This is a genomic window from Atlantibacter sp. RC6, from assembly GCF_014193285.1.
In the GTDB taxonomy this organism is placed as follows: domain Bacteria; phylum Pseudomonadota; class Gammaproteobacteria; order Enterobacterales; family Enterobacteriaceae; genus Atlantibacter.
The window spans coordinates 127,130-145,076 of sequence record NZ_JACHZE010000007.1; the positions used below are offsets into that span (position 1 = coordinate 127,130).

The following is a 17,947-nucleotide window of genomic DNA, read 5'->3' on the forward strand; positions in this document are numbered from 1 at the left end:
GAATTGAGGTCGTTAAATGAGACTCAGGAAATACAATAAAAGTTTGGGATTGTTGTCATTAATCGCGGGTACTGTATTACTCAGTGGCTGTGATTCTGCGCTTCTCAACCCAAAAGGACAGATTGGACTCGAGCAACGTTCGTTGATACTGACCGCCCTCGGGCTGATGTTGATCGTCGTTATCCCTGCCATTGTGATGGCGATCGGCTTTGCCTGGAAATATCGGGCGACCAACAAGGATGCTAAATACAGCCCCAACTGGTCCCACTCTAACAAGGTGGAAGCGGTTGTCTGGACCATTCCTATCCTTATCATTATCTTCCTCGCCGTACTGACCTGGAAAACCACGCACTCGCTTGAGCCCAGCAAACCGCTGGTGCACGACGCGAAGCCGGTAACCATTGAAGTGATCGCGATGGACTGGAAATGGTTCTTCATCTATCCGGAGCAAGGCATCGCGACGGTGAATGAAATCGCTTTCCCGGCCAACACCCCGGTGGAATTCAAAATCACCTCTAACTCGGTGATGAACTCCTTCTTTATTCCGCGCCTGGGCAGCCAGATTTATGCGATGGCGGGCATGCAGACCAAACTGCATCTGATCGCCAACGAGCCTGGCACCTATAACGGCATTTCCGCTAACTACAGTGGTGCGGGTTTCTCCGGTATGAAGTTCAACGCTATCGCGACGCCGGATATGGAAACCTTCAACCAGTGGGTGGCTAAAGCCAAACAATCTCCAACCGTCATGAACGATATGGCGACCTACGAGAAGCTGGCAGCCCCAAGCGAATTTAACAAAGTTGAATACTTCTCCAGTGTTAAACCGAATCTGTTTGTCGATGTGATCAACAAATTCATGGGACACGGGAAAAGCCTGGACGTGACTCAGTCGGAAGGGGAGCACAACGCCCACGAAGGCATGGACATGAATCACGGGGAAACCTCTCACTAAGGGGCCGAGGAATAATACGATGTTCGGAAAACTTACACTGGATGCAATTCCGTACCATGAGCCGATTATCATGGTTACGGTGGCTGCAATTATCGTCGGAGGCGCGGCGTTACTGGCAGCTATCACTTACTTCGGTAAGTGGTCATATTTATGGAATGAGTGGCTTACGTCAGTAGACCACAAACGTCTGGGTATCATGTATATCCTGGTGGCGATTGTGATGCTGGTCCGTGGTTTCGCCGACGCCATTATGATGCGTACCCAGCAACTGCTGGTGTCCGCGGGCGAACCGGGCTTCCTGCCGCCGCACCACTACGATCAGATCTTTACCGCCCACGGCGTAATCATGATCTTCTTCGTGGCGATGCCGTTCGTTATCGGTCTGATGAACATAGTCGTTCCTTTGCAGATCGGCGCGCGCGACGTGGCCTACCCGTTCCTGAACAACCTGAGCTTCTGGTTCACGGTGGTTGGGGTAATCCTGGTGAACGTTTCCCTGGGGGTCGGCGAATTCGCCCAGACCGGCTGGGTGGCGTATCCGCCGCTATCGGGCATAGAGTACAGTCCCGGCGTGGGGGTCGATTACTGGATCTGGAGTCTCCAGCTATCCGGTATCGGTACGACGCTAACGGGTATTAACTTCTTCGTGACGATTCTGAAGATGCGTACCCCGGGCATGACCATGTTCAAAATGCCGGTCTTCACCTGGGCGGCACTGTGTACTAACGTACTGATTATTGTCTCGTTCCCGATTTTAACCGTCACCATTGCGTTGCTGACCCTGGACCGCTATCTGGGCACCCATTTCTTTACCAATGATATGGGCGGCAACATGATGATGTACGTGAACCTGATCTGGGCCTGGGGCCATCCGGAAGTGTACATCCTTGTGCTGCCAGTGTTCGGCGTGTTCTCTGAAGTCACCTCGACCTTCTCCAGAAAACGTCTGTTTGGTTATACCTCGCTGGTATGGGCGACTATCGCGATTACGGTTCTGTCGTTCATCGTTTGGCTGCACCACTTCTTCACCATGGGTAGCGGCGCGAACGTTAACGCCTTCTTTGGTATCACCACGATGATTATCGCCATCCCGACCGGGGTGAAGATCTTCAACTGGCTGTTCACCATGTACCAGGGTCGTATCCAGTTCCACTCCGCCATGCTGTGGACTATCGGCTTCATCATCACCTTCTCCATCGGTGGGATGACCGGAGTACTGCTGGCAGTACCGGGCGCGGACTTCGTTCTGCACAACAGCCTGTTCCTGATTGCGCACTTCCATAACGTCATCATCGGCGGTGTGGTTTTCGGTTGCTTTGCCGGTATGACCTACTGGTGGCCGAAAGCCTTCGGTTACACCATGAACGAAACCTGGGGCAAACGCGCATTCTGGTTCTGGATCATCGGCTTCTTCGTGACCTTTATGCCGCTATACGCCATGGGCTTCATGGGTATGACCCGTCGCGTAAGCCAGGACATCGACCCGCTGTTTATGCCGCTGATGGTGGTTGCTGAAATCGGCGCGTTGCTGATTGCCTGCGGTATTCTGTGCATCGTGATGCAGATTTTCGTCAGCGTCCGCGACCGCAACAAAAACCGCGATCTGACCGGTGACCCGTGGGGCGCGCGTACCCTGGAGTGGGCAATTGCTTCTCCGCCGCCGTTCTATAACTTTGCGGTACTGCCGGAAGTTCACGAGCGCGACGCGTTCTGGGAAATGAAAGAGAAAGGTGAAGCCTACAAACAGCCTGCGCACTATGAAGAAATTCATATGCCGAAAAACAGCGCTGCGGGTATCTACATCGGCCTGTTCAGCACCATCTTCGGTTTTGCCATGATCTGGCATATCTGGTGGCTGGCGATTATCGGCTTCGCCGGTATCGTGATCACCTGGATTGCGAAGAGCTTTGATGAAGACGTGGATTACTACGTACCCGTTGCCACCATCGAAAAACTGGAAAACCAGCATTTCGACGAAATTACCAAAGCAGGGCTGAAAAATGTCAACTGAGACGATTAATGACGCGCTGGCCCATGGCAACCATGAACATGGGCACCACCACGATGCAGGAGCCAATAAGGTATTTGGCTTCTGGATCTACCTGATGAGCGACTGCATTCTCTTTGCATGTCTGTTCGCTACCTATGCCGTTCTGGTGAACGGCACTGCCGGGGGACCGACCGGTAAGGACATTTTCGAACTGCCGTTTGTGCTGGTTGAAACTTTCCTGCTGCTGTTCTCCTCCATCACGTATGGCATGGCGATGATCGCCATGAACAAAAACAACCAGGGCCAGGTGATGTCCTGGCTTGCCCTGACCTTCCTGTTCGGCGCGGGCTTCGTTGGGATGGAAATCTATGAATTCCATCACCTGATCGCGGAAGGCTTCGGGCCGGATCGCAGCGGCTTCCTGTCCGGCTTCTTCGCGCTGGTGGGTACCCACGGTCTGCACGTGACCTCCGGTCTGATCTGGATGGCAGTGATGATGATTCACGTCTCCCGTCGCGGCCTGACCCATAACAACCGCGCCCGCCTGATGTGCCTGAGCATGTTCTGGCACTTCCTGGACGTGGTCTGGATTTGCGTATTCTCTGTAGTCTATCTGATGGGGGCGATGTAATGAGTCATTCTACCGATCACGCTGGCGCTCATCACGGCGGCGTCAAAACCTACCTTATCGGGTTCATCCTGTCAGTTATTCTGACCGTGATCCCGTTCTGGATGGTGATGAGCGGCACCGCCTCACAGGGCACGCTTCTCGGTGTGGTTGTGGCAACAGCCGTGGTACAGATTCTGGTTCACCTGGTGTGCTTCCTGCACATGAACGCCTCCTCCGAGGAGCGCTGGAACCTGGTGGCCTTTGTCTTTACGTTGCTGATTATCGCAATCGTAGTGGTAGGTTCTATCTGGATCATGTGGAGCCTTAACGAGAACATGATGGTTCACTAAGAGCGGCACGTATGATTAAGCAATACCTGCAAGTCACGAAACCAGGAATTATTTTCGGCAATTTAATTTCTGTCATTGGGGGATTTTTGCTGGCCTCGAAGGGCAGTATTGATTATCCCCTGTTCATTTACACGCTGGTCGGCGTATCGCTGGTAGTGGCTTCGGGTTGTGTTTACAACAACGTCATTGACCGTGATATTGACCGCAAGATGGAAAGGACGAAAAACCGGGTGCTGGTTAAAGGCCTGATTTCGCCGAACGTAACGCTGGTTTACGCCACCTTGTTGGGTATTGCTGGCTTCATGCTGCTGTGGTTTGGCGCGAATCCGCTCGCCATGTGGCTGGCCGTGATGGGCTTTGTGGTTTATGTCGGCGTTTACAGCCTGTACATGAAGCGCAACTCCGTTTACGGCACGCTGATTGGCAGCCTTTCGGGCGCTGCGCCGCCGGTGATTGGCTACTGCGCGGTCACCAACGAGTTTGATACCGGCGCAGCTATCCTGCTGGCTATCTTTAGTCTCTGGCAGATGCCGCACTCCTATGCGATTGCCATCTTCCGTTTCAAAGATTACCAGGCGGCGAACATCCCGGTTCTGCCGGTGGTAAAAGGGATTTCGGTCGCGAAAAACCATATTACGCTGTATATCATCGCTTTCGCCGTGGCGACGCTGATGCTCTCGCTGGGCGGTTATGCCGGATATAAATATCTGGTGGTGGCTGCGGCAGTGAGCGTCTGGTGGCTGGGCATGGCGCTGAAGGGCTACAAAGTGGAAGACGACAGAGTGTGGGCGCGTAAGCTGTTCGTGTTCTCCATCGTCGCGATTACCTCGTTGAGCTTTATGATGTCCATCGACTTTATGGTGCCGGACTCGCATAATCTTTTGACTTACGTCTGGTAATTTCCAAAAAGGGTGCTACGGCACCCTTTTTTCATAACGCCTTCCTCGCTTAATCCCTGTAATATTCGCTCACCAACCGGTAATTTACCCTCCCCCTCTCACCTATATAATTAGTGCCGGTTTTTCATCTGAGGTGGTAATGAACGACAATAAAATGACCCCGCTTGAGCGACGCGCAACGTGGGGCCTGGGAACCGTTTTTTCGCTCCGAATGTTGGGCATGTTTATGGTGTTGCCGGTGCTCACCACGTATGGCATGGCGCTTCAGGGTGCCAGCGAAGCTTTAATCGGGCTGGCGATTGGCATCTATGGCCTGGCGCAGGCGGTGTTTCAAATTCCTTTCGGCCTGCTCTCCGATCGCATTGGCCGTAAGCCGCTGATCGTCGGCGGGCTGGCGATTTTTGTGCTGGGTAGCGTGATTGCGGCGATGACCGACTCGATCTGGGGCGTGATTTTAGGCCGCGCGCTACAGGGTTCCGGCGCGATTGCCGCGGCGGTAATGGCCCTGCTGTCTGATTTAACCCGCGAGCAAAACCGCACCAAAGCGATGGCGTTTATCGGCGTCAGTTTCGGCGTCACCTTTGCTATCGCCATGGTGATTGGCCCTATTGTCACCCATGCGCTGGGCCTGCACGCGCTGTTCTGGATGATCGCCATTCTGGCGGCGCTGGGTATTTTGCTGACGCTGTGGGTCGTCCCCAACAGCGAAAACCACGTGCTTAATCGCGAATCGGGCATGGTGAAAGGCTGCTTCAGCAAGGTGCTGGCCAACAAAAAATTGCTCAAGCTGAATATCGGCATTATGTGCCTGCATATTCTGCTGATGTCGACCTTCGTCGCCCTCCCCCACCAGCTGGAAGCGGCAGGCTATCCGGCGGCGGAGCACTGGAAAATTTATCTGGTCACCATGCTGATCGCCTTTGTGTCGGTGGTGCCGTTTATTATTTACGCCGAAGTAAAGCGCCGCATGAAGCGGGTCTTTGTGTTCTGCATTATGGTGATCGCCATTGCCGAAGTGGTGCTGTGGGGCGCGGGCCCGCTGCTGTGGCAGCAAATCCTCGGCATCCAGCTGTTCTTTGTGGCGTTTAACTTAATGGAAGCGCTGCTGCCGTCGCTTATCAGTAAAGAGTCTCCGGCGGGCTATAAAGGCACGGCGATGGGCGTTTACTCCACCAGCCAGTTTTTAGGCGTGGCGATTGGCGGCTCGCTCGGCGGCTGGCTGGCGCAGTATTTCGATACTCAAACGGTGTTTTTAGCGGGCGCGCTGCTGGCCGCGCTGTGGCTGATGATCGGCTTTACCATGGACGAACCGCCCTACGTCAGCAGCATTCGCGTTGAGCTGCCGGAAGACGTACCGGCTGATGACGCGCTCAAGGCGCGGCTGTTAGCTAAAGCGGGGGTCAGCGAAGCGGTAGTGGTGGCGCAGGAGCACAGCGCCTACGTCAAAATCGACAGCAAAGTGACTAACCGCTTTGAGATCGAACAAGTGGTGAAAGGGCTGGCATAAAAAAGGCCGGTTACCCGGCCTTTTATCAATCTCGGAAGTTTTTAAACTGGAACGGCTGGCCTAAATCGCCGCCGCGCACCAGCGCCATCACGGCCTGCAGGTCATCGCGCGACTTACCGGTGACGCGAATCTCTTCACCCTGGATCTGCGCCTGTACTTTCAGCTTGCTGTCTTTAATCAGCTTAACGATTTTCTTGGCAACGGTGGATTCGATGCCCTGCTTCAGTTTGGCATCCACGCTCCAGTTTTTACCGCTGTGCACGAACTCTTCCGGCACTTCGATAGAACTGCCTTCAATGCCGCGTTTCAGCAGCTTGGCGCGCAGAATATCGATCAGCTGATTGACCTGGAAATCGGACTCGCTCAGCACCTTTATGGTCTGGTTTTTATCGTTCAGTTCGAATTCCGCCGTCACGCCGCGAAAATCGAAACGTGACTCGACTTCGCGGGTCGCATTGTCCACGGCGTTGCGAACTTCCTGAAGATCGACTTCAGATACGATGTCAAAAGATGGCATGTTTTGTTCTCCCTCTCTCTGTGTGCGTTGCATAATACCCGCAACGTTACATAAAACAACTCGTATCAAACCCCAGGACAAAACACCAGGCTTGTTGGCCGGTGAGGAGCAAATCATGAAAATTACCGTACTGGGATGTGGTGCATTGGGGCAACTCTGGCTGATCGCGCTGTTACGACAGGGTCATGAGCTTCAGGGATGGCTGCGCATTCCCCAACCCTTTTGCAGTATAGATCTGCAAGATACCGACGGAACCATCTATAACGAGTCGATTATTGCCAACGATCCCGACTTTCTGGCGCAAAGCGATTTGCTGTTAGTGACGCTCAAAGCGTGGCAGGTGTCGGATGCGGTAGCCCCGCTGGCGAAAATACTTCCCGCCTCCAGCCCGATTCTGTTAATTCACAACGGCATGGGGACGCGTGAAGAGTTAAGCCGGGTCGAACAGCCGCTGTTAATGGGTGCCACCACCCACGCCGCCCGGCGCGACGGCAGCGTGATCACCCATGTCGCCAACGGCATTACCCATATCGGCCCGGCCAATCCGCAGGGCAAGAATTACAGCGAGCTGGCGGAACAGTTGCACCAGGCTCTGCCGGACGTAGCGTGGCATGACGATATCAACGCCTCATGCTGGAAGAAGCTGGCGGTAAACTGCGTTATCAACCCGCTCACCGCCCTGCTCGACTGCCCCAACGGCGAGCTGCGTCATCATCCGGATGATATCGACGAAATCTGCCAGGAAGTGGCGCAGGTTATGGTGCGCGAGGGCTATCACACCTCACCGGAAAGCCTGCGCTATTTCGCCGACCAGGTCATCGACAGCACTGCTGAAAATATTTCCTCGATGCTGCAGGACATTCGCATGCAGCGCCATACTGAAATTGATTACATTACGGGTTACCTGCTGCGCCGCGCCCGTGCCCATGGGCTGGCGCTTCCCGTTAACAGCCGTCTTTATGAACGCGTTAAGCGAAAGGAGAGTGAATATGAGCGCATCGGCACTGATCTGCCTCGCCCCTGGCACTGAAGAGACCGAAGCGGTCACCACCATCGATCTGCTGGTGCGCGGCGGTATATCCGTTACCACCGCCAGCGTCGCCAGCGATGGCAATTTAACGATTGTCTGCTCGCGCGGCGTGAAGCTGCTGGCGGATGCGCCGCTGGTGGAAGTGGCCGACGGTGATTTTGACGTGATTGTACTGCCCGGCGGACTCAAAGGCGCAGAATGCTTTCGCGACAGCCCGCTGCTGGTGGAAACCGTACGCCAGTTCCATTTATCCGGACGGCTGGTGGCGGCGATGTGCGCCTCACCGGGTACGGTATTGATACCCCACGATCTGTTCCCGCTCGGCAATATGACCGGTTTTCCCGGTCTCAAGCAGACCATCCCGGAAGAGAAATGGATGGAGAAACGCGCTTATTACGATGACCGCGTCAAATTGCTGACCAGCCAGGGACCAGGCACCTCAATGGATTTCGCACTGAAGATCATCGACCTGCTGATGGGCAAAGAAAAAGCCGCCGAGGTGGCGGCTCAGTTAGTGCTGGCGTCGGGTATCTATAACTACCGCGACTGAATGCCGTGCGCCCTAAAACCAGGGCGCACCGCTCATCACGTTGCTGTAAAACAGCATCCTGCCGGCAATCTCACCGGTAAACACCAGCGCAATCGCCAGTACGCCAGCCCACGCGGCAAGCTTACCGTGGCGCAGCGTGGCGAACAGCGCCACACCGATGGCAAGACTCGCCAGCATCTGCCACCACAGCAGCAGGCTGGCCGCATCCGCCCCGGCGACGCGATAGCGCCAGACCAGCGCGCAGGCCACCACCGCCACGCCGACCATCACGCCAATCCGCAACCGACGCGCCACTTCGCTGCCCCACAGACTGGTGAATACCGCAATCGACACAAACCCCAGCAGCAGCGCGCAGCCGATAAACGCCAGTTGGGTCGCCGGGCTATGCCACAGCGGATGCAGTACCATCTGGTAATACACCTGCGAGCTCACCAGAATCGCCGCGAACCCGACCAGCACCGTAATCATCCCCACCAACGTGACGACGCTGGCGGTGAAATTTATCCACACCATCAGCAGCCACAGCGTCGTCAGCACGTTGAGCAGGAAAAACGCCACCACTTCGCGGCTGAGCCAGGAGTGCCCCAGGCCATACAGCGCGCGCGGCGCCCCCATCGGCGCGCCGAGGTGCGCGATAGACGCCAGCGAACCAATGACCGTCACCAGCCAGACAAACAGGGCGACTCGCTTTACCACCTGCGGCGCGAATACCGGCACGACGCGCTGTTGACCAATCACCACGGCCAGCAGCGCGCCGATGCCCCACTGGGTCAGCACCGTGAAAAATACCAGCGGCAGTTCGAAATGTTCCATAACTCCTCCTTACTCGTCCGCCGGAATAATCACCACGTTGGGGTGGCTGATGGTGTGATCCGGCATGTAATAGCGCTTCTCCACCAGCGCCCAGTCGGTCTGATGCTCAGCGCGCAGTTGCTCGATCTCGCCAAAGCGCAGCACGCCGCCCGGGCAGGATTCGACGCAGCGCGGCTTCATCCCCTGATCGATATACTCGGCGCACATGTTGCATTTGCTGGTTTTGCCCTCCGCCGGATCGAACACCGGCGCGTTGTACGGGCAGGCCATAATGCACATGCGGCAGCCGATGCAGCGCTCATGATCCTGCACCACAATACCGTCCGGGCGCTTGGTGTAGGTGCCCGCCGGGCACACTTTCATGCACTGCGGATCGTCGCAGTGGTTACAGGACATGGTGATAAATCCCTGGGTATTGGGATTGTCGCTGGTGAACTCGCGCACTCGCCGCCACAGTACGCCAGGCGGGTTATCGTGTTCCGACTTACACGCCATGCTACAGGTCTTGCAGCCGTAGCAATTTTTAATGTCGATAAGAAATCCGTATTGCTTCGCCATGATTACGCCTCCCTTTTCACATCGACCAGCGTGCTGTTACAGCAGTGCCCGTTACTGAGTAAATCCACCTGATCGTTGGTCACATGACTGCTGCTGCCGCCCTGCTGTTCCCACCAGCCGTTTTCCAGCGATACCACGCCTTTTTTGATATGGGTGGTCACGTCGGCAATGGCGCGATGTTCGCCGCGGTGGTTAAACACCGTTACCCATTCGCCGTGCTGAATGCCCCGGCGACGGGCGTCTTCCGGATGGATCATCACATTCGGCTTGTCGCGCTGAACTTCCAGTATCCAGGGGTTCATACCGTGGCTGGAGTGTACGCTGCGCGCCAGTTTGCGCTGTACCGCAAACAGCGGGTATTTCTGCGCCAGCTCCGGCGAACCTTTAACCGATTCGCTGACCTGCATCCAGGTCACCACCGGGGAGAATTTCTTCTGCTGCCACTCTTCGATAAACAGATGGGCTTTTTTGGTGGTGGTGCGGAACACGCCGTCCTTGAACGGGATCCAGTCCCCTTCGACCGGGCGCACCGGGCCTTTCGCCAGCATTTCGCGGGTGATGCCGGAGCCTTTCAGGCAAGCGTCGATGTAATGCTCAATCGGCTGGTTGAACACCTCGCCGAATCCGAAGCGCTCCGCCAGACGGGCGAAAATCCAGTAATCCGGTTTGGCTTCTCCGGGCGGCTCGACGGCTTTTTCCATCAACTGGACGTAGTGGCTGCGCACCCCGGCCATCAGGCTAACGTCTTCGAAAATCGTGGTCACCGGCAGCACCAAATCGGCATACAGCGCCGAGGAGGTCATCAGGTTATCGGCCACCACCACAAACGGCACTTTCTTGAACGCTTCGCGCACCATATTGGTGTTGGGCAACTGCGTCATGGCCCCCATGGTCATGTTCCACCAGAACTTAATCGGGTTGGGCTTGCCCTGAACAATCCATTCGCCGATCTTCGACACCGGGATCGGCGGGATTTTTTTGGCGTTCGGGGCCGGCGGAATAATCGGCGAGAACTTCGCCATCTGGCGCGCACCGCCGGCATCGCATACCCCAGCCCCGCGTTTGCCGATATTGCCGGTGATCAGCGCCAGGTAGAACTGGCTGGCGGCGACATAAGTACCAAACTCGGTACGCTGAGCGCCGGACATGTTCTGGACAATCATCGACGGCGTGGTGCTGGCGTAGTCGCGGGTTAACCGAATAATGGTGTGCTCGGGGATCTCGGTTTCCGCGCTCACTTTCTCCAGCGTCCAGGGCTTCGCCTGTTGGTAAATCTCGCTCATCACCGTGGTGAACGGGCTGTCCGGCGGCAGTTCCTCGTTGAACAGCGCCGGAACAATGCCTTCGGCGTCATGGCGCACCAGTGTTTTGCTCTGGGTATCGAACACCAGATAGCTGTCGACATCCTCCGCAGACTGGCGCATCAGCTTCTGGTCTTTATCCACCAGGTACACCGCGCCGGTATGCGCCCGGAGGAACGGCGCGTCGTAGCGCTGCTCCTCGACGATGATTTTGATCATCCCCAGCGCCAGGGCGATATCGGTACCGGGCACAATCGGGATCCACTCGTCCGCTTTGGCGGCGGTTTCGTTGAAGCGCGGGTCGATCACCACGATCCGCGCGCCGTTTTTCTGCGCCTGAGCGTAGTTTTTCCAGTAGGCGTGCATGGTGACCGCCGGGTTGTTGCCCCAGCACAGGATAAAGCGGCTGTCGGGGATGGTGTCGCGGGTGTCGGCGTAGCGCAGCCCCAGCATCGGCGTCATCGACGCGGTGACCGCCGCGCAGCACAGCGAGCCAATCTGCTTAGTGGAGCCGCCGAGATAGTCGAAAAACGCCTTGCCCATGTCGTTCTTGATGGAGTCCATATTCCCGGCATGGGTGGTGATCAGCAGCCCTTCGTTGCCCTGTTCGGCAATGACGGTGCGGATCTCTTTTTCGATGCGGTCGAGGGCTTCATCCCAGCTAATCGGCTTGAATTTGCCTTCGCCTTTTTCACCGGTACGCAACAGCGGCTGAGTCAGGCGCTGCGGGTGATAGACCCATTTGGTACGGCTGATACCGCGCAGGCAGCATTTCACGTTGAAGTCTTTGCTTGCCTCGATCTTTACCAGACGGTCCTGGTACACATAAGCCGTCAGGTTGCAGTGCAAACACTCCATCGCGCAGGTGGAACGGTAGGTTTTGTAATCAGACAGTTTCAGGGGGACGCGGCGCAGCGGTTCTGCCTGCGCGCTGCCTGAGGTAAAGAAACAGGGGCTGAGCGAGGCAAGCCCAACCACACCCAGCCCTTTTAAAAGGGTTCTTCGTTTTAAACGGTATTGGCTCAATGCTTCCATGATGACTCCTCCAGTGGTTCACCATAAGTTAACCACCGTACACCAATGGTGTACTTGAGGATAATCAACGAATACTCATTTTAGGGTATGCATACATTCTGTTTCATCGTAATCGCCTGACCGTAAAAGAAAGATGGTAAACTGACGTGCGAAAATTAAGAGGCCGTTATATGACAGATAATGTACAGGGTGTGAATTCCGTTGATATCGCTGTCGCCATTCTTCAATACCTTGCCAGCCAGCGCGGGTGCGCCCGGGCCAGCGCCATCGCCAGCGGCTGCGGTTTATCAAAGAGCCGCCTGCATAAATATCTGGTTTCACTGACGCGTACCGGCATGTTAAATCAGGATGAAAACGGCCAATACTGCCTGGGCGAAACATTAATTAAACTGGCTGATGCGGTGCCCGGTAATCAGGATGCCATCACCCTGGTGAACCGGGTGCTGTGCGATTTCCGCGATCGGATGAATTACTCCACCGGCGTCGCCATCCCCACGTCAGAAGGCCTGGTGCTGCGCCACTATCACCGCAGTTTTAAAAACGTCGATATCGATTTTCTCGACAACACGCCGGTGCCGCTGGACGCCAGCGCCGCGGGGCTGATTTTTATGAGCTACGGCGTTTATCCCTCGCCCAGCGAACAGGAGCGCGTCCAGATTGACCGGGTACGCCAGCAAGGCTACGCGGTGCGCTATAAACCTACCCACGGCATTCCCGGCGCGCAGTCCATCGCCTGCCCGATCCGCGATAGCCACGGGACGCTGGTCGCCATCGGCGTCACCATGGGCTTTTTTGACAATGACGACGAGATTTTCCGGGTCGCCCAGGAATTAAAAAGCGCATTAAGTCAGATTCGTTTATAGCGGACATATTTGAAGAAACCGCGTTGTGTTATAACCTCCATCAATAATTAATGAAAACAGAGCCGTAATACAGCGGCGCATCCCCCCTTACTTTCGGCGCGACAAGGAGTAACCGTGTCATTAAGTGATTTACTGGAACAGGCGCGCGTGGCTATTGAGCCGTGCGCCAACGCCCTGCCTGCGCCGTTTCCCGCTTATGTCCTGTTTTTCAGCGCCTCCACGGGGAAGGATCGCGCGGACATTCATTGCGCGCGCGGCGCAACGTTTGCGGAAGCCTGGCTGGATGGCGCGGCGGCGTTACAGCGCCTGCGTCAAAAAAACGACAGACAGTACCTCTGGCTACGCATTGATGCCGTGAATAAAACCGAAGCGCTGCGCTGGGATGTATTAAAAGAAAAACTCAGCAAAACCAAGCGCAACTATTTCCGCTTCGGCCTGAGTTTTGACAGCGACTTTACCCACGCCATCCTCGAACAGGAAATTAACGCTAATGCGCTGCTGTATCAGGGAACCGAAGGCGTCGCTACGCCGAATGCCACCAATCTGGCGCACTATTCCCGCTACCGCTACGGCGTAAAACTCGACTGGCCGCAACATGATGAGCAGGTATTGTGGCGCTTTACCACCCAGGGGATCTTTTGCGAAGGCCATCACTGCCACACGCTGACGCCCCAGGGCCGCCATTCCGGCTATCGCCAGTTACTGCGCTGGCAGCAATCGCTGGAGCCGATGATCCACAGCGCCACCGATTATCTGGCGCGCCAGGTAAAAAAATCGGGCCGCTACCATTACGGCTGGTTTCCCTGTTTCGATCGCGCGATTCCGACTTATAACACCCTGCGCCACGCCAGCTCGACCTACGCGCTGCTGGAAGGCTGGGAAATTACCCGCGATGCCGCGCATTTCGACGCCATTAAACGGGCGCTTGCGGATCTCTCGGGCGAACTGATAAAAACCTGTCCCCTGCCGGGCGGCGGCGAGGCTGATTTCCTGGTGGATACCGGCGATGAGATCAAACTCGGCGGTAACGCGGTGGCGATCCTGGCGATGGCGAAATACACCGAGCTCACCGGCGACCGGCGATATCTGGCGCAAATGGCCCGGCTGGCGCAGGGCATCGCCTTTATGCAGCGCCCGGAAACCGGCGGATTTGTTCATGTCCTGCATGCGACGGATTTATCCCTCAAAGCCGAACAGCGGATTATCTATTACGACGGCGAAGCCGCGTTCGCCCTGATGCGGCTGTACGAACTGACCCAGGATCCGCAGTGGTTAAACATCGTCGAAAAGGCGGTGGATCATTTTATTGAACAGAAGCACTGGCAGGCGCATGACCACTGGCTGAGCTACTGCATTAATGAACTGACCCGCTACCGCCCGCTGGAGCGCTATTACCAGTTCGGGCTGGATAACGTGCGCGACCATCTTGATTTTGTGCTTAACCGGGTAACGACCTACCCGACGCTGCTGGAGCTGATGATGGCGGCGTCGCATATGATTACCCGGCTCGCTGAATCCGGGCATCGCCACCTGCTGGAGGGATTTGATCTCGATAAATTCAATCTGGCGCTGGAAACCCGCGCCCGATACCTGGCGAACGGCTTTTTCTGGCCGGAACTGGCGATGTTCTTTAAAAACCCGGCGCGCATCGTCGGCAGCTTTTTTATTCGCCATCACAGCTACCGGGTGCGGATCGATGACGTGGAGCATTACCTTTCCGGTTATGTCGCGTACTACAAATACCGGCATAAACCCATGACGCAACGTAACGGTTAATCCGGTGATGACCGCTATTTTCTCAGCGCTTCACGGCGCCCGCTGGCGGCGAAACGGCCTGCCCTGCTGGCTGGCCCTGCTGCTGATGCTGTCGCCAGGGCTGGAAGCCGACTGGGATTTCGTCGCGATTGATAACAGCACCAAACGGCTGTACGGCGTCGCCACGCCGCAGGCGCAACGGCGCATCGACGACTGGGCGGCGCTGTTGAAAAACCCGCCGGATGGCGACGTGCGGGAAACCCTCCGCCGGGTAAATCAATTTTTTAATAAACGTCTGGAATTTAAGGACGATATTGTGGTGTGGCGTCAGCAGGATTACTGGGCGACGCCCATCGAATTTTTGCGTAAAGGAGCCGGCGATTGCGAAGATTACGCCATCGCCAAATATTTCACTCTGCGCGAAATGGGGGTCCCGGCCAGCCAGTTGCGGATCACCTACGTTAAAGCGTTGCAATTAAATCAGGCGCATATGGTACTGACATGGTATCCGACCCCGAATGCCATTCCGTTGGTGCTTGATAATTTAAAAGACGCGATATTACCCGCCACCCAGCGCCCCGATCTGCTGCCGGTTTATTCCTTCAACGGTGAAGGAATGTGGCTGCCGCAGGCGGGCAGCAATAAACGCGTGGGTGACAGCAAGCGTCTTTCCCGTTGGCAAGATCTTCTGACCCGAATGCGTGCAGAAGGATTTGTGATTAATGAATAGGAAGTAGCCATGTCCTTATACAAACAGCTACTGATCGGCATTTGTCTGTTCACGCTGGTGATTTTTTGCGGGAATTTCTTCGTCTCGCTGGAAAGCTCGCGTGAACAATACCGAAACCAGTTAAGCGCTCATGCTCAGGATGCCGCCACCGCGCTGGGCGTCTCGTTAACCGCCAATATCGATGACCCGACCATGGTGGAACTGATGGTAAGTTCGATTTTCGACAGCGGCTATTTTTCCCGCATTCGGGTTATCGATATTAAAACCGGTCAGGTCATCCAGGAACGCAACGATGCACCGCAAAACGCCGACGTACCGGGCTGGTTCGCCGATCTGGTGCGTATTAACCCGGGCCAGGGCGACGCCATCGTTTCCCGCGGCTGGGAGCAGGTGGCGCGCGTGGAAGTGGTCAGCCATCCGATGTTCGCGCTGAGCCGGTTGTGGGACAACACCATCGGCAGCCTGATCTGGCTGCTTAGCTGTAGTGTGCTCGGCCTGCTGGGTGCCATGTTGCTGCTGCGCCGCCAGTTACGGCCGCTGAATTATATCGTCGAACAGGCCACCGCCATCAGCCGCCGTGAGTTTCTTAATCTCCCTGCCCTGCCGAAAACGCCGGAGTTCCGCCGGGTGATTGAAACCATCAATATGATGGTGACTCAACTAAAAGCGCTGTTTAACGAGCAGGCCCAGCGCACCGAAGCCCTGCGCCAGGAGGCCTATCACGACAGCCTGACCGGCCTGAGCAACCGCCGCGCCTTTGATATTCATTTGCAGTCGCGCCTCAGCGATGAAGAAAACGCCTCGGGCCACCTGATTCTGATCCGCTTGCAGGATCTGATGGGCCTTAACCAGCGCATGGGCGGAGCCAAAACCGATGAGTTGCTCAAAGCCGTGGCGAAAATTCTGCTTAACGTACAGCAGCGATTTTTCCATGGCGACGGGCTGCTGGCCCGGGTGCGTGGCGGGGAGTTCGCCCTCGTCGCCCCCACGATCCTCCCGCAGGAGATGGAAACGCTGATGGGCACCCTGGCTTCGCAGTTCAAGACCCTGCATGAGACCGGGCTGAGCGATGTCGCCCCGGTGGCGCACTTTGCCCAGGCGGATTTTTACTCTGGCGACACGCCGCAGGCCGTGCTGATCCGCGCCGATAACCTGCTGGCGATGGCGGAAACCGAGATGAGTTATTTCGCCAGCCAGTCCCGGGCGCTGACGGTGGTCAGCGGCGACGATCACCACACCTGGTACAACCGTCTGGCGGCGGTGATGCAGTCGGAATCTTTCGCGCTGTACTCCCAGCCGGTTTACCAGTGCAACTCTCAGCAGGTGGTGTTGCACCATAAAATTCTGGCGCGCATCAAAACGGAAAAGGGTGAAATCATTCCGGCGGGACGTTTTATGCCGTGGATCCACCGTCTCGGGCTGGGCAAACGCATGGACCAGGTGATGCTGAAACAGACGCTGCGTGAAATGGCCAAATCGCAGGAAAACGTCGCCCTGAGCATCAGCGGAGAAAGCGTCGCCGACGACGCCAGCCTTGATGCGCTACTGGCCCCATTAAAAAGCGCGCCGCAGCTGGCTTCACGCCTGACGCTGGAGCTGGACGAAAATGAACTGCCCGACCCGGAGCGCGTCAGCGCGATTATGTCCAGGCTGAAAGACGCCGGCTGTAATCTGGGGATCCAGCATTTTGGCGGCCGCTTCCATCTCATCGGCAACCTGCCGCAATGGGGGCTGGCGTGGATCAAAGTGGACGGCAGCTATATCCGCAATCTGAATAAAGAAGAAGACAAGAAACTATTCATCCAGGCTATATATTGGGCCACACGGCAGATCAATTTACCGCTGATCGCCGAGCGCGTTGAAACCATGGGCGAACTGGCTGAACTGGAAAAAATCGGCCTTTATGGCGCGATGGGACGTTTCTTTGGCGACGCGAGCACGCTGCGCCCTTAACCCACCCGGGCAACCCGCGTTGCCCGGCTCACTCGACGAAAGGAGCGAATATGCACTATATCGAACGGGATGCCACAGGACGGATTATTCGGGTGGCGGCGACGCCTTTCATCGGGATGACGGAAGAGCAGCAACACACCACGCCGGAAATCGGCGAATGGCTTAAAAAACAGGACGCGCGAACGGCCACATTGTTACAACTGCAGCGTAGCGACCTGGAAATGGTGCGTGTGCTGGAAGACTTAATTGAAGTCTTAATGAGTAAAGGCGTTATTAGTATTACCGACCTGCCCCATGCCGCGCAGACAAAATTAATGAACCGTGCCCAGGCGCGTCGTCAATTAAGCGGTCTGGAAGGGTTAATTAATGACGATGAGCAGTTAATTTAATTTAGGAAATGTAGATATACTGTTAATTATTTTTTAATAACCGCCATCAAACTACTAATTATGGTGGGTGCTTAAAAGACATTCATATCAGGCCCTTATTTATCGGGGCCTTCCTGCTGCTATCCCTTACCCTAAATCATTT

At 56.0% G+C, this 17,947-nt stretch carries 17 protein-coding genes; 13 read left to right on the top strand and 4 right to left on the bottom strand.

Translation table 11 applies throughout. From position 1 onward, the window contains the following. Positions 1-16 precede the first annotated feature (16 nt). The 6 genes from cyoA (at position 17) to FHW74_RS16175 (ending at position 6,311) form a co-directional block, all read left to right on the top strand. A complete protein-coding gene (gene cyoA / locus FHW74_RS16150; RefSeq protein ID WP_183171398.1) occupies positions 17-955 on the top strand; it encodes a cytochrome o ubiquinol oxidase subunit II in 939 nt (312 codons plus the stop codon). 19 nt (positions 956-974) lie between these two features. Beyond that, a complete protein-coding gene (gene cyoB, locus FHW74_RS16155) occupies positions 975-2,966 on the top strand; it encodes a cytochrome o ubiquinol oxidase subunit I (RefSeq protein WP_183171399.1) in 1,992 nt (663 codons plus the stop codon). Next, positions 2,956-3,576 carry a cytochrome o ubiquinol oxidase subunit III gene (locus FHW74_RS16160; RefSeq protein ID WP_183171400.1) on the top strand — a complete coding sequence of 207 codons (621 nt, stop codon included), beginning with the start codon at positions 2,956-2,958 and terminating at the stop codon, positions 3,574-3,576. The genes cyoB and FHW74_RS16160 overlap by 11 nt, the downstream gene beginning before the upstream one ends. Further along, positions 3,576-3,905, top strand: coding sequence for a cytochrome o ubiquinol oxidase subunit IV (locus FHW74_RS16165; RefSeq protein WP_125294066.1), 330 nt, complete (start codon positions 3,576-3,578; stop codon positions 3,903-3,905). Before FHW74_RS16160 ends, FHW74_RS16165 begins: the two co-directional genes overlap by 1 nt. 11 nt (positions 3,906-3,916) lie before the next feature. Next, positions 3,917-4,804: a heme o synthase gene (gene cyoE, locus FHW74_RS16170; protein ID WP_183171401.1), complete on the top strand. Its 888-nt coding sequence runs from the start codon at positions 3,917-3,919 to the stop codon at positions 4,802-4,804. Between the two features lie 139 nt (positions 4,805-4,943). After that, on the top strand, positions 4,944-6,311 hold the full coding sequence (locus tag FHW74_RS16175; RefSeq protein ID WP_183171402.1) for an MFS transporter: 1,368 nt from the start codon (positions 4,944-4,946) through the stop codon (positions 6,309-6,311). A gap of 25 nt (positions 6,312-6,336) precedes the next feature. Here FHW74_RS16175 and FHW74_RS16180 read toward each other — a convergent pair whose 3' ends face one another. Beyond that, entirely contained in the window at positions 6,337-6,828 is a 492-nt protein-coding gene (locus FHW74_RS16180) for a YajQ family cyclic di-GMP-binding protein (protein ID WP_183171403.1), read from the bottom strand. A gap of 115 nt (positions 6,829-6,943) precedes the next feature. Between FHW74_RS16180 and panE the strand changes: the two genes are divergently transcribed. Together panE and yajL are read left to right on the top strand one after the other, a co-directional pair. Next, complete coding sequence (panE, locus tag FHW74_RS16185; RefSeq protein WP_183171404.1) at positions 6,944-7,858, top strand: 2-dehydropantoate 2-reductase; 915 nt, start codon at positions 6,944-6,946, stop codon at positions 7,856-7,858. Next, positions 7,818-8,408, top strand: a complete 591-nt coding sequence (yajL, locus tag FHW74_RS16190; RefSeq protein ID WP_183171405.1) for a protein deglycase YajL — start codon at positions 7,818-7,820, stop codon at positions 8,406-8,408. Before panE ends, yajL begins: the two co-directional genes overlap by 41 nt. 12 nt (positions 8,409-8,420) lie before the next feature. Here the strand turns inward: yajL and FHW74_RS16195 are convergent, their stop codons facing one another. Genes FHW74_RS16195 through FHW74_RS16205 form a run of 3 tightly spaced genes read right to left on the bottom strand, consistent with a single transcriptional unit; the run spans position 8,421 to position 12,115 of the window. After that, complete coding sequence (locus FHW74_RS16195; protein ID WP_183171406.1) at positions 8,421-9,221, bottom strand: DmsC/YnfH family molybdoenzyme membrane anchor subunit; 801 nt, start codon at positions 9,219-9,221, stop codon at positions 8,421-8,423. A 9-nt stretch (positions 9,222-9,230) separates the two neighbouring features. Further along, complete coding sequence (locus FHW74_RS16200; protein ID WP_183171407.1) at positions 9,231-9,779, bottom strand: 4Fe-4S dicluster domain-containing protein; 549 nt, start codon at positions 9,777-9,779, stop codon at positions 9,231-9,233. 2 nt (positions 9,780-9,781) lie between these two features. Continuing rightward, a complete protein-coding gene (locus tag FHW74_RS16205) occupies positions 9,782-12,115 on the bottom strand; it encodes a molybdopterin-dependent oxidoreductase (protein ID WP_183171408.1) in 2,334 nt (777 codons plus the stop codon). Positions 12,116-12,285: 170 nt separating this feature from the next. Between FHW74_RS16205 and FHW74_RS16210 the strand changes: the two genes are divergently transcribed. The 5 genes from FHW74_RS16210 (at position 12,286) to FHW74_RS16230 (ending at position 17,805) form a co-directional block, all read left to right on the top strand. Next, positions 12,286-12,978: an IclR family transcriptional regulator gene (locus FHW74_RS16210; protein WP_183171409.1), complete on the top strand. Its 693-nt coding sequence runs from the start codon at positions 12,286-12,288 to the stop codon at positions 12,976-12,978. Between the two features lie 114 nt (positions 12,979-13,092). Further along, a complete protein-coding gene (locus tag FHW74_RS16215) occupies positions 13,093-14,754 on the top strand; it encodes a Mur ligase (RefSeq protein WP_183171410.1) in 1,662 nt (553 codons plus the stop codon). 7 nt (positions 14,755-14,761) lie between these two features. Beyond that, a complete protein-coding gene (lapG, locus tag FHW74_RS16220) occupies positions 14,762-15,463 on the top strand; it encodes a cysteine protease LapG (protein WP_370528044.1) in 702 nt (233 codons plus the stop codon). A gap of 9 nt (positions 15,464-15,472) precedes the next feature. Next, on the top strand, positions 15,473-17,416 hold the full coding sequence (lapD, locus tag FHW74_RS16225) for a cyclic di-GMP receptor LapD (protein ID WP_183171411.1): 1,944 nt from the start codon (positions 15,473-15,475) through the stop codon (positions 17,414-17,416). Between the two features lie 50 nt (positions 17,417-17,466). Continuing rightward, entirely contained in the window at positions 17,467-17,805 is a 339-nt protein-coding gene (locus tag FHW74_RS16230; RefSeq protein ID WP_183171412.1) for a tryptophan synthase subunit beta, read from the top strand. The last annotated feature ends 142 nt before the right edge of the window (positions 17,806-17,947 follow it).

What these genes read in the sequence shown, in the direction of transcription:
- cyoA (WP_183171398.1), top strand. Translation starts at nt 17, where the DNA reads ATGAGACTCAGGAAATACAATAAAAGTTTGGGATTGTTGTCATTAATC.
- cyoB (WP_183171399.1), top strand. Translation starts at nt 975, where the DNA reads ATGTTCGGAAAACTTACACTGGATGCAATTCCGTACCATGAGCCGATT.
- FHW74_RS16160 (WP_183171400.1), top strand. Translation starts at nt 2,956, where the DNA reads ATGTCAACTGAGACGATTAATGACGCGCTGGCCCATGGCAACCATGAA.
- FHW74_RS16165 (WP_125294066.1), top strand. Translation starts at nt 3,576, where the DNA reads ATGAGTCATTCTACCGATCACGCTGGCGCTCATCACGGCGGCGTCAAA.
- cyoE (WP_183171401.1), top strand. Translation starts at nt 3,917, where the DNA reads ATGATTAAGCAATACCTGCAAGTCACGAAACCAGGAATTATTTTCGGC.
- FHW74_RS16175 (WP_183171402.1), top strand. Translation starts at nt 4,944, where the DNA reads ATGAACGACAATAAAATGACCCCGCTTGAGCGACGCGCAACGTGGGGC.
- FHW74_RS16180 (WP_183171403.1), bottom strand. Translation starts at nt 6,828, where the DNA reads ATGCCATCTTTTGACATCGTATCTGAAGTCGATCTTCAGGAAGTTCGC.
- panE (WP_183171404.1), top strand. Translation starts at nt 6,944, where the DNA reads ATGAAAATTACCGTACTGGGATGTGGTGCATTGGGGCAACTCTGGCTG.
- yajL (WP_183171405.1), top strand. Translation starts at nt 7,818, where the DNA reads ATGAGCGCATCGGCACTGATCTGCCTCGCCCCTGGCACTGAAGAGACC.
- FHW74_RS16195 (WP_183171406.1), bottom strand. Translation starts at nt 9,221, where the DNA reads ATGGAACATTTCGAACTGCCGCTGGTATTTTTCACGGTGCTGACCCAG.
- FHW74_RS16200 (WP_183171407.1), bottom strand. Translation starts at nt 9,779, where the DNA reads ATGGCGAAGCAATACGGATTTCTTATCGACATTAAAAATTGCTACGGC.
- FHW74_RS16205 (WP_183171408.1), bottom strand. Translation starts at nt 12,115, where the DNA reads ATGGAAGCATTGAGCCAATACCGTTTAAAACGAAGAACCCTTTTAAAA.
- FHW74_RS16210 (WP_183171409.1), top strand. Translation starts at nt 12,286, where the DNA reads ATGACAGATAATGTACAGGGTGTGAATTCCGTTGATATCGCTGTCGCC.
- lapG (WP_370528044.1), top strand. Translation starts at nt 14,762, where the DNA reads ATGACCGCTATTTTCTCAGCGCTTCACGGCGCCCGCTGGCGGCGAAAC.
- lapD (WP_183171411.1), top strand. Translation starts at nt 15,473, where the DNA reads ATGTCCTTATACAAACAGCTACTGATCGGCATTTGTCTGTTCACGCTG.
- FHW74_RS16230 (WP_183171412.1), top strand. Translation starts at nt 17,467, where the DNA reads ATGCACTATATCGAACGGGATGCCACAGGACGGATTATTCGGGTGGCG.